We start from the raw sequence: 14,286 nt of genomic DNA, 5'->3' as shown, positions 1-14,286 counted from the left end.
TAGCCGCCCGTAAAAATCACCACTTCAGATATGCTTAATATCTAATTAACGGTGTCCGGATAGTGTTTCGCGAGGGCGCAAGGCGGGCGGTTCAGGATCGTCCCGATGCCGGTAATCGTGGGGTCACTGAAACATGTCCAGCTTTCCGAAACTCGGTTTTGATGCGTCGTCCGTGCTTGAGGCGCTGAGCCGCTCGCAAGCCATCATCGAGTTCGATCTTTCTGGCAACATCCTGACTGCCAACGAGAATTTTTGCAAAGCTGTCGGTTACCCGCGCTCCGAGATCGTCGGCCGCCATCACAGCATGTTCGTGCTGCGCGATGAGGCAGCATCGACGGAATACAAGGCGTTCTGGGCAAAGCTGGCGCGCGGAGAGTATGATCAGGGCCAGTACCGGCGTCTGGCGAAGAATGGCCAGGAAATCTGGATCGAAGCCTCCTACAATCCGGTCTTCCGCCGCGGCAAGCCCTACAAGGTGGTGAAGATCGCCACCGATATCACCGCGATCAAGCGCAAGAGCGCCGAAGACGAAGGAAAGCTGGCGGCGCTGTCGCGTGCGCAGGCCGTCATCGAGTTCACACCCGATGGCACGATCCTGAAGGCCAACGAGAATTTCCTCGGCGCGCTTGGCTACGAGGCGTCCGAGATCATCGGCAAGCATCATGCGATGTTCTGTGAGGCGGGCTACGCCCAATCGCAGGAATACCGGGATTTCTGGGCCGAACTGCGCTCGGGTAAATTCTCCACCGGGCAGTTCATGCGGCTTGGCAAGGATGGCAAGCGCGTCTTCATTCAGGCGTCCTACAATCCGATCATCGACCACAAGGGCGAGGTCTTCAAGGTCGTCAAGTTTGCGATCGACGTGACTGACCGGATGGATGCGGTGGAAGAGCTTGGCGCGGCGCTCGAACGGCTGTCGCAGTGCAATATCCGCGTTACGCTCGACAAGCCCTTCGTTGGTGAATTCGAACGGCTGCGCCGCGACTTCAACAAGTCGATCGGCGAGTTCCAGAAGACGCTGGTCAATGTTCTCGGCCAGACCGGTGATCTCAGCAAGAGCAGCCAGGAGGTGCGCGAGGCTTCCGAGCATCTTGCCGAACGCTCCCGTGAGCAGGCAGCAGCCCTTGAGGAGACGACGGCGGCACTCGGCGAGATCACTGCCACCGTCCGCTCGTCATCGGAAAACACCAAGGAGACCCGGCAGCTTGTTCAAAGTGCACGGGCTTCGACCGCAGCCTCGACCAAAGTTGTGGAGCAGACCGTCAACGCGATGCAGCGCATCGAGGCGGCCTCCCGTGAGATCAGCCAGATCATCGGCGTGATTGACGAGATCGCCTTCCAGACGAACCTTCTGGCGCTGAACGCCGGTGTAGAAGCGGCGCGCGCCGGCGAGGCCGGCAAGGGCTTTGCCGTCGTTGCTCAAGAAGTGCGCGAGCTTGCCCAGCGCTCGGCGAATGCGGCGAAGGAAATCAAGGCACTGATCAACAATTCCGGCACCGAGGTGCTCGAAGGCGTCCGGCTGGTCGGTGAGACCGGCGAGGCACTGAAGCAGATCGACGTTCTCGTCAAACGGATCGACGGCAATGTCGACAGAATTGCCCATGCGGCCGACGAGCAGACGGCGGGGCTTGGCGATATCAGCAAGGCAGTCGAGCGGCTCGACCAGATGACGCGCGAAAATGCGGCGATGAGTGCGCGCACGACGGCGATCAGCAGCACCTTGGCGCTCGGCGCCGATGCGCTGTCGCAGCTCGTCAGCCTCTTCAAGCTGAACCGCCGTGCGGTGATGCGCGACGACGGCTCTTCGGTCAAATCGAACTATCAGGGGCCCCGGAACCCGCAGACCAGCCGTTCGGCCGCCTGACCCGCCTTCGATTGGATGACTTGCCAGCTGGCTGGATAGGCCTAATCTCCGCGGCGTGTTTCGCTCGGAGATCAGCTGTGTCTGCAATCAAAGCTGCTGCCATTGCCCTATTGACCGCACTCGCCCTGACCACGGCGGCAAAAGCCGCCGAGCGCTGGGAAACGCTACCCAGTTTTCCACCGATGCCGCCCGCCAAGGCCAGCGGCATGGCACCGGTCAACGATATCAAGATGTACTACGCTGAGTATGGGGAGGGCGACCCTATCCTCTTCATTCACGGCGGTCTCGGCAGCGCCGATGTCTGGGGCAATCAGGTCGCGGATTTTGCCCGGGATCATCGGGTGATCGTTGCCGACAGCCGCGGCCACGGCCGCTCGACGCGCAGCGCCCAGCCCTTCGGCTACGACCTGATGACGTCCGACTACGTGGCGCTGCTCGACTATCTGAAGCTGGACAAGGTCACGCTCGTTGGCTGGTCCGACGGCGGCATTATTGGCATCGACATGGCGATGACGCATCCGGAGAAGCTGACGCGGGTCATTGCCCAGGCGGCGAATGTCACGACCGATGGCGTCAAGGCCGACGTGATGACCAACAAGACCTTCAGCGACTATATCAATGCCGCGGGCGAATCCTACAACAAGCTGTCGCCGACGCCGAACGAATATGACGCGTTCGTCAACCAGATCTCGGCGATGTGGGCGAGCCAGCCGGCCTGGACTGCTGCGAATCTCGCCAAGATCGCCGTGCCGGTGACGCTGGCGATCGGCGACCACGACGAGGCCGTCAAACTTGATCATACTGAGATGATGGCAAAGGAAATTCCGGGCGCCAAACTGGTGATCCTCAAGGATGCCAGCCATTTTGCGATGCTGCAGGATCCGGAAGGCTACGACGCGATGATCCGCAATGCGATTGCCGGGAAGTAGGGATTCTGCCTGAAGAAAAGGAGGCCCGCCGAATTCCGGTTCAGCGGGCCCCGCATTGGTGTCGGTCATCTGTCCTTTTCACCATAGCCAAATGGATATGGGAGACGGCTGCCGCTTCGGCAATTCGTCCGAAAGGCGTAGCACCGTTTACCCCCTGCCGCTCCGGCGCAGTTTCGCGCAAGCATGATCTAATATAATTGCCCGGCACGAACAGAGGGCGGTCGATGCGGCGATCCCTTAGATGGGTGTTTGCATACCTCATGGCGGCCGGTCTCTCACTGGCCGGTCCTTCCGCTGGCGCGCGCGACGCGGCCCCCTGGAACCGCCAGGATGCGGCGCTTATCGTCGATGCCTATGAGATGAACGCGATCGACTGGGATGCTCTGCTCACCGACAAGCGGATCGCCGGGATGATTTCCAAGGCCTCGGACGGGCTTCCGGAAGTGTTTGATTGCAGCGGCGAGCATCGCGGCGATACCGTCGCGCATTGCAAGACGATGTGGCGCAAATATGCGGTCAGCCGCGAGCTCTATCAGACCCGGAAATTCATTGCCAAGCAGAGCGGGCTGCTATGGGGCGCCTATCATGTCGCCAGACCCGGCAACCCGGTTGATCAGGCCAACCACTTTCTGGACTACGCAGAGCCCGGCCCCGACGACCTGATGGTCCTCGATCTCGAGGGGCTCGACACCGATCAGTTCATGTCGCTGTCTGATGCGCAGATCTTTGCCGGGCATATCCGAACCCGCACCGGCCGCTATCCGATCCTTTACGTCAACCACGCGACCGCCCGCTATATCGCCGCCTACCGGCAGATCTATCCGGTGCTGGCACGGCTGCCGATCTGGTATGCGCGCTACAAGCCTGATGTCGGCGGCACATTTCCGATGGGCAACTGGCAGCAATATTTCCTGTGGCAATTCTCCTCGGCGTCGAACTGCTCGACGAGACGCTGCCCCTACCGGGTGCCGGGAACGCTGACGGATATCGATGTCAACCTCGCCTCAGTAAACCGGGAGGAGCTGAAAGCCATCTGGCCGCAGGGCCGTCTGCTGCCGCCCGGAGATCCCGATCCGCCGCTGATCCTGGCAAAGATCGAGCTCCCCGGCGTGTTCGACCGCTTGATTGCGGCCGACACGATCATCACCGCGGCAATTCCCGGCGACGGGGGCCGGTAGCCCGGGTTAGCCCTTGGCTGCCTTTTCGGCTTCCATCTCGGCAATATCCTGGAACCGGTCGGCGATGCGCGCATGCGGCCGGCCGCCGTCGGCCGCGCCGATCGCGACGATGATTTCATCAGCGCCCGGGGCATCGGCAATCATGAAGTTGGCGGTCAGGAAGTGTGAGCGCTTGCCGCTCTCGCTCTTGTGCATCATCGGCAGCGATAGCAGGGCGCCGGGGCCGTTGCGGGTATTGGCGAATTCCAGATAGTTGGTGCCGCCGATCGCCTCGCGGAACGGGTTGCCAAAGCGCAGCGTATGGATCATCGCCGAGGCATGTTCGATCTCGCCGTTGATGCCGACCGCTGCCGCCTTGCCGCAGGCCTCGATCTTCTCGGCATCCATCTGCCGCAACAGGCGGCTGGTCATCTCGTGGCTGAGTTCGCCGGCAATTCGGATGATCTCCGGCCGCAGGTTCTCGACGAAGCCGCGCCCGGCCCAGGGGTTCTGGATCACTGCTGCCACCACGACCATGGTCACCGGCCGAGGCGCTGCCTTGCCGCCTTCGACATGCGTTTCTTCGAGGAAGGTGGAAATCTTTCTGATGCCGAGTGTCATGCCTTGCGCCGATACGAAATGTTGAAACTGGCTAGAAGCCTAGCGGCTAAACGGCGAACGTCTTCCTTTGATCGGCGGAAGCGGATGGCTTCAGCTTCCATCGAAACGGAGTAGATTTCTATTGAGGCCGCGCGCATGATACGCGCCAGCCGGGGGGAGCGAGGCAGGTTGGATCAGAAGTCTCAGATATTGGCGCTCCGCGACGTCGCGAGCCAGATCAACAGCGGCGGCGACCTTCAGACCGTGCTGCAGCACCTGATCGCGGCCGCCTGCCGTCACGCCCATTGGTCGCTTGGTTCGATCATGGGCATCGATGCGGCGCACGGCTATGCCTATGTCATCGTCCGCTACGATCCGACGCTGATCGAACGCCAGCTGCCGGACCGATGGGAACTGGCGACAAGCCCGTCGCTGATTGCCCTGCAGCGCAACGAGCCCGTCTATATCCGCGACGCGCGCGAGACGGCCGAGTTTCCGGGTTATCGCAAGGAAGCCTTCGAGCGCGACTACCGCACGGTCGTCGTGATGCCGATGAACTGCCGGGATGCCGAGGGCCGGCCGATGGTGCTGAGCGTCATCTCCCGGCAGATCACCGATGTCACCGAAGACGACCTCGCCTTTCTCGGCACCATCATTCACATGGGCGCCATCGCCGTCGAGCGCGAGCACCGGCTTGAGGCAGAGAAGCGCGCGGCGCAGCGGCTGGAGCGGGCGCTGCAGGCGCATACCTCGCTGCTCGAACATGTGCTTAGTGACGGTGCGGTTGCGCCGCTGTCCGCGATGGTCGGCATGATGCTGCCGAACCCGACTGTGGTTGTCGATTTCACCGCCAATCAGGTGATCGCGGGGCGGCCGCCAAATGGGCTTTATGACGAGGCCTCGTGGCAGGAGGCCGCGTCCACCGTCTTTGCCCGGCCGCTAATGAAGGCGGCGCGCGAGGCGATCGATCGTGGCACGACCGATGCCGCGAGCCTGTTTCTCGATGATGGCACGCAGCGCTTCAAGATCTCGGCCCGCATCGAGGCACTGATGGTCGATAACCAGCTGGTGGGGGCCTTGATCATCTTCCCCACCTCGCGCGAGTTCAGCGATCTCGATCTCCTGATGCTCGACAGCGCCAAGTTCGCGCTCAGCGTCCAGATGATGCGCAGTTTCATCCGCTTCCGGTTTGAGACCCGCACACAGACCGAGCTGTTCTTCGAGATCGTCGAGGCCAGATGGCGCAATGCCGGAGATGTCGCCCAGCGCGCCCAAAGGCTGGGGCTCAATTTCGCGACGCCGCAGCAGATGATCGTCATCGATTTTCCCGACAAGACGAAGGCGTTCGGCGGGGCTTCCGTCGATGTAGAACACACCCTTGCACGCATCATGCAGCAGGCATCGCTGCAGGCGAGCCTGATCGCGATTGATGGCGGCGTCGTGTGCCTGGTTCCGCATGATCCGAGCAAGCGGCAGGAACGCACGGCCAAGCTGACACGGCGGATTGCCGAGGAGCTCGGCCGCTATTTCGACGAGCCGCCCGTGGTCGTCGCGGGTAACCGCTGTGCCGCGCTTTCCGATTATCCCGCCGCCTGGGAACGCTGCAGCCGGATGATCCGCATCGGCCGCTCCTTCGGGCTGACAGGCGCCGTTTCCGCTCAGGATTTCGGGCCGCTGCCGATGCTGGTTGCGGCGTCCGAAGCCGGCGACGTGCGCAGCTTCGTGCAGGAAAGCGTCGGCGCCATTGCCGAGCATGACCGCGAGAACGGCACGCCCTATCTCGAGACGCTGTCTACCTACCTGCAGGAAGGCTGCCGCAGCCAGGCCTGCGCCGATACGATGGGCCTGCATGTGACGACGTTGCGCTATCGGCTGTCGCGCATCCAGGAACTCTTCGGCGTCGATGTCGAGATGCCGGAAAAGCGCTTTGCGGTCGAACTGGCGATCCGCCTGCATGGCGTCATCGACAACCGCGCAACGGCCGGAAAGTAATCTCCCACAGCCCCGTTATCCTCGCTTGCAGTGCTTTCGCGCGGCCACTTTCCCTCTCCTATGGATCGCAGCAGAAGTTTTCCTGCCTTTCCTTTGAAGGCGCGGAAGAACCACCGGACAGGCAGCGATAGCCTCCTCTTCAACAAACGGAGGAGGCACGAAAGCATGGCGGAGATAGCGGCAAAGACGGATGCGCCGATCGATCCGATCGCACTGCGCCGGGCCTTCGGAACCTTCGTGACGGGCGTCACCGTCATCACCACCCGCGATGAGGACGGCACGCCGCGCGGCATGACCGCGAATTCCTTCACCTCGGTTTCGCTGGATCCGCCGCTGCTTCTGGTCTGCATCGCCAAGTCCGCGTCCAGCTATCAGGCCTTTACGGGTGCCGGTTGCTTTGCAGTCAATATCCTCCATGAAGGCCAGGTCGATGTATCGGGTACCTTCGCCTCGAAGTCGCCGGACAAGTTCCAGTCCGTCACCCACGACCATATCCATACCGGTGCGCCTGTTCTGACGGATAGTCTCACCTGGTTCGACTGCACGACCTTCAGCTCGGTTGATGCCGGCGATCACACGGTTCTGATCGGCCAGGTCAGGGCTTTCGGCACCAGCCCGACCGCGCCACTCGGCTTCTGCCGCGGCCGCTATGCCAGCGTCAAGGATCCGCTGCCATCCGGCTGGCTCGCTTCTCATGGCATGATCATCGGCTACCTGATCGAAGCCGGCGATGGCCTGCTGCTGCGGGCTGACGGAAAGGGCAGCTGGGTGCTTCCCTCGGCGCGCCGCCGCAAGGCTGACAGCCAGCTGGTCGTCGAAGGCGGCGATGCACTGCGGCTGATGCCGGACGAGACCTTCCTCTACTCTGTCTTCGACGTTGCCGACAGCGATCCAGGCTATCTCGTCTATCGTGCGCGGCTGGCGGGCGAGGGGGAGGGCGTCAATCTGCCCGCCGATCTCCGTTTCTTTGCGATCGACGATCTTCCCTACGAGACGATCGCCACCCACGAACTGCGTTCGATGCTGCGCCGCTATGTGCGCGAGCGGCAGGCAGGCCGGTTCGGCATCTACATGGATTCCGACGATGGCGGCCGCGTCGCGATGATCGACGGCGAAGCCCGTGCCTGGATCCAAGCCTCCCAAGACCAAGGACAGTGACATGAAGACGACAGTCAGCTCCATCGAAGGTTCGCGCCAGGGCCTGTTCATCAACGGCGAATTCGTAGCGCCGAAGAACGGCAACTATATCGCAAGCTATGATCCGACGACCGGCGAGCGCTGGTGCGATCTGGCGGAGGCCGATGCCGATGATGTCGCGGCTGCCGTTGCCGCAGCAAATGCTGCCTTCCGCAACCCCGCCTGGCGCCGCATGACGCAGACCGATCGTGGCGCGCTGGTGCGCCGTCTTGCCGAGCTTGTCCGGGCCAATGCCGATACGCTGGCCGAGATCGAGACGCGCGACAATGGCAAGCTGCTGAAGGAAACGCGGGCGCAGATGCGCTCGATGCCGGATAGCTATCACTATTTCGCCGGCATGGCTGACAAGCTGCAGGGCGACACCATCCCGATCAACCGGGTCGATACGCTGAACCTCAACCTGCGCGAGCCGCTCGGCGTCGTCGGCATGATCACGCCCTGGAATTCGCCGCTTATGCTGCTCACCGGCACGCTGGCGCCGTGCCTGGCGATCGGCAACACCGTCGTCATCAAGCCCTCCGAACATGCAAGTGCCTCGACGCTGGCGCTGGCCGAGCTGATCCATGAAGCGGGCTTTCCCGCAGGCGTCGTCAATGTCGTCACTGGTACCGGTAAGAGTGCGGGCGAGGCGCTGACACGCCATCCGGGTGTCTCGAAGTATGTCTTCACCGGCAGCACCGCGACCGGCCGCCGCATCGCCGGCAATGCGGCGCAGAACCTCGTGCCCTGCTCGATAGAGCTTGGCGGCAAGTCTCCGCATGTCGTGTTCGGCGATGTTGAGATCGAGCATGCGGTCAACGGTGTCGTGTCCGGCGTCTTTGCCGCGGCGGGCCAGACCTGCGTTGCCGGTTCGCGCTGCTTCGTCGAGGCCAGTATCTACGACAAGTTCATCGATGCACTGGTTGCCCGCACCGCCCGCATCCGTGTCGGCCTGCCGACGGTCGAGGAGACGGATATCGGTCCGCTGGCGCTCGCCGACCAGCTCACCAAGGTCGAGGGCTACGTGGCATCCGGCGTCAAGGAAGGCGCGAAGATCGCAGCCGGTGGCCGCCGTCCCCAGAAGGAAGGCCTGTCGAGCGGCGGCTGGTATTTCGAGCCGACCGTCATGGTCGATGCGCAGAACGACATGAGCTTCATGCGCGACGAGATCTTTGGCCCGGTGGTCGGCGTCATGCCGTTCCGCGACGAGGCGGAGATGATCGCGCTCGCCAATGACAGCCATTACGGCCTCGCCTCCGGCATCTGGACCAAGGATATCGACCGGGCACTTCGCTTCGCCAATCAGATCGAGGCTGGAACGGTCTGGGTCAATACCTACCGTTCCGCCTCCTTCATGTCCGCCAATGGCGGCTTCAAGGAGAGCGGCTATGGCCGCCGCGGCGGTTTCGAGGTGATGCACGAATTCTCGCGGTTGAAGAACGTCATCATCGATTACTCCGGGGCAATGCAGGACCCCTTCGTCATCCGTCTGAAGTGACGGCACAGAAGAAAATTCAGCCCGAACGGGAGGCTAGCAGATGAAATTCGCAGTATCGCTGACCATGGAGCGCTTCTCGCCCGATGTTTCGATGTCGACGGCCAAGAACAACCTTCTTCATCTTGCCCGGATGGCCGACGAAGGTGGCTTCGAGGCGCTGTGGACGGCCGAACATCACACGATCGAATGCACGATCTCTCCCAATCCTTTCCAGACGCTCGTCTGGCTGGCACAGCATACACAGCAGATCCGCCTGGGCACCTCGACGCTCGTCGCTCCCTACTGGAGCCCGATCCGGCTCGCCGGTGAATCGGCGCTCTGCGATCACCTGACGAATGGGCGCCTGGAATTCGGCATCGCCCGCGGCTCCTACCAGTACGAGTTCGACCGGATGGCGGGCGGCATGCCGCAGCAGGAAGGCGTCGCCTATATGAAGGAGATCGTTCCTGCGGTGAAGAAGCTGTGGGCCGGCGACTATGCCCATGACGGCCACTACTGGAAATTCCCGACGGCGACGTCTGTGCCGAAGCCGCTGCAACAGCCGCATCCGCCGATCTGGGTGGCGGCGCGCGATCCCGGCTCGTTCGACTGGGCGATCGCCAACGGCGCCAGCATCCTCTCCACACCGCTCTCCCAGCCTGCCGCAGAAATCCAGGTTCTGGCCGACAAGTTCAACAAGGCCGTTGCCGACCATCCGGAAGTCCCGCGCCCGCGCTTCATGATGCAGCGCCGCACCTGCGTCTACGACAAGGCGGACGGCTGGGAAACCGCTGTCCAGCACAGCATGGATTACGGCCGCACCTTCGAAAACCTGATGCAGAATATCGGCAATGTGCGCGAAGGGTTTCCGGAAGCGGTTCCCTATGAGGCGGTCAAGGGCAAGGACAACTACAACCCGGACAACATCCGCAAGAACCTGATGTTCGGCACGCCGGATGAGGCGATCGAAAAGCTGCTGGTCTATGAGGCAGCCGGCGTCGATCAGTATTGTCTCGGGCTCACCTTCAATCTGCCCTTCGAGCTGCAGAAACGGACGATCGAGCTGTTCGTCAAGGAAATCATGCCCTTCTTCGCGGCACGCGAAAAAGACAAGCAGCGCAAGGCGGCGGCGGGCTGATCATGGCAGAGGCACAGCGCCATACCGTCGCAGACGTGACGCTCAACTACCGGATCGACGGCAGCGGCGATCCGCTGGTCTGCATCCACGGCGTCGGCTCCTATCTTGAGGCATGGTCGGGCGTGGTCGAGCGTCTGAAGGACAGGTTCACGATCCTGACCTTCGATTTGCGCGGCCATGGCCATTCGAGCCGGGCCAAGGGCCGCTATGAGATCGACGATTTCGTCAATGAAGCTTTGGCGCTGGCCGACAAGGCAGGTTTCTCGACTTTCAATCTCGCCGGCTTCTCGCTCGGCGGATTGATTGCACAACGCCTGGCGTTGACCCATCTCGAGCGCTTGCGCAAGCTGGTGCTGCTATCGACTGTCGCTGGCCGGACGCCGGAGGAGCGGACGCGGGTTCTCGAACGGCTGTCGGCGCTGCGCGCCGGCACGCCTGCCGACCATCACAATGCATCGCTGTCCCGGTGGCTGACCGAAGAATTCCAGGACAACAATCCGGAGGTAATCGCGACGCTTAGACAGCGCGATGCCGAGAATGATCCGGAATGCTATGCGGCGGCCTACCGCGTGCTGGCGGAAACCGACTTCGGCGGATTCCTCGATCAGATCCGCTGCCCGGCGCTGATTGCGACGGGCGAAGACGATGCCGGGTCGAACCCGCGCATGGCCCGCTACATGCACGAGCGCATTCCAGGCTCGAAGCTCGCGATCCTGCCGGGCCTCCGCCACTCGATCCTGATCGAGGCGCCGCAGACGGTTGCCGATCTGATGCGCGAGTTCCTCACAACCGGGGAGTCGAACCATGGATGAAGCGCTCAGAAAGAGTGGTGAGGCCGTCCGGCGCAAGGTTCTCGGCGACGACTACGTCGATCGCGCCATCAACGGCGCCGACAGTTTCTCGGCCCCGTTCCAGGATGTGCTCAACGAATATTGCTGGGGCACGGCCTGGACCGATGACGGTCTCGATCTCAAGCAGCGCAGCCTTTTGAACCTCGGCATGCTGGCGGCGCTCAATCGCATGCATGAATTCGGCATCCATTTCCGCGGCGCCATCCGCAATGGGCTGACCGATGACGAGCTCAGGGCGGCACTCACGCAGATCGCGGTTTATTGCGGCATTCCGGCCGGCGTCGAAGCCTTCCGGGTCGCACGCTCTATCCGCGACGAGATGCGCCAGAAAGGAGAGCTCTGACTTCCATCGATTCAAGGAAGCGACCGGCCTGCGGCTGCTTCAGATCGCCGGAAGACGAAAAGGTCTCTTCGACTTCAAGATCGCATGACGGTACGGGAATGAGCCCGGGCCAAAAACCAAGAATGACAATAAAGGGAACCATCGCATGAACAGACTGACAAAGATGACCGCCGCTGCTGCGTCGCTCGCCGTCGCGCTGGCTGCCGTGCCGGCGAATGCCGGTGCTGTGCTCGACCGCGTGCTGGCGGCCAAGGACCTGAAGGTTGCGACCGACGCCAACTGGGCGCCGCAATCCTTCATGAACGAGAAGAACGAACTCGATGGCTTCGACATCGACGTTGCCAAGGATATCGGCAAGCGTCTTGGCGTGAAGGTCGAATTCGTCACGCCGGGCTGGGACATCATCACCGCCGGCAACTGGGCGGGCCGCTGGGACATGCATGTCGGCTCGATGACGCCGACCAAGAAGCGCGCCGAAATCTTCGATTTCCCGGCCGTCTATTATTACACCCCTGCCGCCGTTGCCGTTCACAAGGACAGCAAGGCGACCAAGCTTTCCGATCTCGACGGCAAGGTGGTCGGCACTACGGCGACCTCGACTTTTGAGGCCTATGCCAAGGGCGACCTGACGCTCGACGCTGCCGGCGCGCCTCCGTTCAAATACGAGTTCAAGCCGAAGGACGTGAAGTCCTACGCCAACTCGACCACGGCTTTCGACGACCTGCGTCTCGGTGACGGCACCCGTCTCGATGCCGTCGTGTCCTCGCTGCCGAGCATTCTCGACGCGGTCAAGGCCGGCTATCCGATCAAGCAGATCGGCGACCCGGTCTTCTACGAGCCGCTCGCCATTGCCATCGAGCATGGCGACAAGGAGTTCAACGACAAGATCGCCGAGGCCGTGAAGGGCATGCAGGCGGACGGTACGCTGAGCAAGCTTTCGGTAAAGTGGTACGGCGTGGATTATACGGTCGTAAAGTAACCGCCGCCAGAACCAGACGGTCCGGACCCCCGGACCGTCGATTTGCCGCAAGGGACAAGAGATGCTTTATCCCGATACAGTCGAGTCTGAAGTACTCGTCCATAAGCCGTGGTTCGTGGCGACACTGTTTGCCGTCGTGCTCGCCTTCTTCCTGATGTTCAATATGAGCGGCACCGCGATGGGCGAATTGATGCGCCCTGTGATCGGCGATCCCGCATCCAGCGGCATCTACGGACGTTTTGCGATCGCCTTCGTTATCGCCGTCATCTTCGTGCTCAATGTCGTGCTCATCGGTTTTGCGCCGCTGAGGGTGCAGATCGCCATCGTCTGGCTGGAACTGCTCGCTCTGTTCCTGGCCTTCTTCGCCACCTTTCATCTCAGCCTGCCGTTCATTGCCGAGAAATTGCCCTTCATGATCACGCAGGGTCTGGTGACGACGATCTACGTCTCTGCGATATCGATCGTCATCGCCTCTGCGATCGCCATTCTGGGTGCCGTCGCCAAGCTGTCGACCAACGGCTTTGCCTATGCGATCGCCAGTTTCTACACCTCGTTCTTCCGCGGCCTGCCGCTCTTGATGCAGGTCTATCTGATTTATCTCGGCCTGCCGCAGCTCGGCTTCGTCATCGACGCGGTGCCGGCCGGTATCCTGGCGCTGTCGCTTTGCTACGGCGCCTATATGACGGAGATTTTCCGGTCGGGCATCCAGAGCATCGATCGCGGCCAATGGGAAGCCTCGCGCTCGATCGGCTTCGGTTTCGGCGTCACGATGCGCAAGATCATCCTGCCGCAGGCCCTACCTGTGATCATTCCGCCGACCGGAAACCAGTTCATCTCGATGCTGAAGGATAGCTCGCTGGTCTCGGTGATCGGTGTCTGGGAACTGATGTTCCTTGCCCGCACGCTGGGACAGAAGACCTTCCAGCACATGGAAATGCTGATCTCCGCCGCCATGCTCTACTGGATCATGTCGATCTGCCTGGAGCTCATCCAATCCCGCATCGAGCGTCACTACGCCAGGAGCAAAGTCCGATGAACGGCGACAAGATCATCGAAGCGAAGAATGTGTCCAAGTGGTACGGCGCCTTCCAGGTGCTGAAGGATATCAACCTGACGGTCACCAAGGGCGAGCGCATCGTCGTCTGCGGTCCTTCAGGATCCGGCAAATCGACGCTGATCCGCTGCTTCAACCGGCTGGAAGCGCATCAGGAAGGCGATATCACCGTCAACGGCATCACCCTGCACAACAGGATGCGCAATGTCGGCGACGTCCGCAAGAATGTCGGCATGGTGTTCCAGCACTTCAATCTCTTCCCGCATATGACGGTGCTGATGAACTGCATGGTGGGGCCGATGTGGATCAAGGGCGTGCCGGCGGCGGAAGCGAAGAAGACGGCGCTGCGTTTTCTCGAGCGCGTACGCATTCCGGAACAGGCCAACAAATACCCGATCCAGCTCTCCGGCGGCCAGCAGCAGCGCGTCGCGATTGCTCGCTCGCTCTGCATGGAGCCGGCCGTGATGCTCTTCGACGAGCCGACCTCGGCGCTCGATCCAGAGATGGTCTCGGAGGTTCTGGAAACCATGACCGGTCTGGCGAAGGATGGCATGACGATGGTCTGCGTCACCCACGAAATGGGCTTTGCCCGGGCCGTTGCCGACCGGGTGATCTTCATGAATTCGGGCCAGATCGTCGAGGAGGGCAAGCCTCACGACTTCTTCACCAATCCGCAGCATGAGCGGACGAAGCTGTTCCTTAGCCAGATCCTCAAGCACTGAGGGC

General features: G+C 61.9%; 13 protein-coding genes. 12 read left to right on the top strand and 1 reads right to left on the bottom strand.

All coding sequences use genetic code 11. The features are described 5' to 3' along the window. The first annotated feature begins 133 nt into the window (after window positions 1–133). The 3 genes from AC1DIJ_RS02595 to AC1DIJ_RS02585 all read left to right on the top strand — a co-directional run bounded on the left by AC1DIJ_RS02595 (window position 134) and on the right by AC1DIJ_RS02585 (window position 3,971). A complete protein-coding gene (locus AC1DIJ_RS02595) occupies window positions 134–1,864 on the top strand; it encodes a methyl-accepting chemotaxis protein (protein WP_112388758.1) in 1,731 nt (576 codons plus the stop codon). 86 nt (window positions 1,865–1,950) lie between these two features. Continuing rightward, on the top strand, window positions 1,951–2,793 hold the full coding sequence (locus tag AC1DIJ_RS02590; RefSeq protein WP_112389043.1) for an alpha/beta fold hydrolase: 843 nt from the start codon (window positions 1,951–1,953) through the stop codon (window positions 2,791–2,793). A 260-nt stretch (window positions 2,794–3,053) separates the two neighbouring features. Continuing rightward, complete coding sequence (locus AC1DIJ_RS02585; protein WP_112388757.1) at window positions 3,054–3,971, top strand: glycoside hydrolase family 25 protein; 918 nt, start codon at window positions 3,054–3,056, stop codon at window positions 3,969–3,971. Window positions 3,972–3,977: 6 nt separating this feature from the next. On the opposite strand, the gene AC1DIJ_RS02580 is transcribed toward AC1DIJ_RS02585, so the two are convergent. Further along, complete coding sequence (locus AC1DIJ_RS02580; protein ID WP_112388756.1) at window positions 3,978–4,571, bottom strand: amino acid synthesis family protein; 594 nt, start codon at window positions 4,569–4,571, stop codon at window positions 3,978–3,980. Between the two features lie 168 nt (window positions 4,572–4,739). Here AC1DIJ_RS02580 and AC1DIJ_RS02575 point away from each other — a divergent pair, with 168 nt between their 5' ends. From AC1DIJ_RS02575 to AC1DIJ_RS02535, 9 genes are all read left to right on the top strand, one after another. Further along, window positions 4,740–6,542, top strand: a complete 1,803-nt coding sequence (locus tag AC1DIJ_RS02575; protein ID WP_112388755.1) for a helix-turn-helix domain-containing protein — start codon at window positions 4,740–4,742, stop codon at window positions 6,540–6,542. A gap of 165 nt (window positions 6,543–6,707) precedes the next feature. Further along, window positions 6,708–7,700: a flavin reductase gene (locus AC1DIJ_RS02570; RefSeq protein WP_112388754.1), complete on the top strand. Its 993-nt coding sequence runs from the start codon at window positions 6,708–6,710 to the stop codon at window positions 7,698–7,700. A gap of 1 nt (window position 7,701) precedes the next feature. Then, complete coding sequence (locus tag AC1DIJ_RS02565) at window positions 7,702–9,216, top strand: aldehyde dehydrogenase (protein ID WP_112388753.1); 1,515 nt, start codon at window positions 7,702–7,704, stop codon at window positions 9,214–9,216. A 40-nt stretch (window positions 9,217–9,256) separates the two neighbouring features. Next, window positions 9,257–10,333, top strand: a complete 1,077-nt coding sequence (locus AC1DIJ_RS02560; protein WP_112388752.1) for an LLM class flavin-dependent oxidoreductase — start codon at window positions 9,257–9,259, stop codon at window positions 10,331–10,333. Between the two features lie 2 nt (window positions 10,334–10,335). Next, on the top strand, window positions 10,336–11,145 hold the full coding sequence (locus tag AC1DIJ_RS02555; RefSeq protein ID WP_112388751.1) for an alpha/beta fold hydrolase: 810 nt from the start codon (window positions 10,336–10,338) through the stop codon (window positions 11,143–11,145). Next, a complete protein-coding gene (locus tag AC1DIJ_RS02550; RefSeq protein WP_112388750.1) occupies window positions 11,138–11,527 on the top strand; it encodes a carboxymuconolactone decarboxylase family protein in 390 nt (129 codons plus the stop codon). The genes AC1DIJ_RS02555 and AC1DIJ_RS02550 overlap by 8 nt, the downstream gene beginning before the upstream one ends. Window positions 11,528–11,672: 145 nt before the next feature. Next, window positions 11,673–12,506 (top strand): transporter substrate-binding domain-containing protein, encoded by an 834-nt coding sequence (locus tag AC1DIJ_RS02545; RefSeq protein ID WP_112388749.1) that lies wholly within the window; start codon window positions 11,673–11,675, stop codon window positions 12,504–12,506. A 61-nt stretch (window positions 12,507–12,567) separates the two neighbouring features. Beyond that, window positions 12,568–13,542, top strand: a complete 975-nt coding sequence (locus tag AC1DIJ_RS02540; RefSeq protein WP_112388748.1) for an amino acid ABC transporter permease — start codon at window positions 12,568–12,570, stop codon at window positions 13,540–13,542. Next, on the top strand, window positions 13,539–14,282 hold the full coding sequence (locus AC1DIJ_RS02535; RefSeq protein WP_112388747.1) for an amino acid ABC transporter ATP-binding protein: 744 nt from the start codon (window positions 13,539–13,541) through the stop codon (window positions 14,280–14,282). The genes AC1DIJ_RS02540 and AC1DIJ_RS02535 overlap by 4 nt, the downstream gene beginning before the upstream one ends. Window positions 14,283–14,286: the final 4 nt, after the last annotated feature.

The organism is Rhizobium sp. 10N427 (assembly GCF_056394605.1).
The sequence above is the reverse complement of the archived record's forward strand: the minus strand, read 5'-3'. Positions and strand labels throughout refer to the sequence as shown.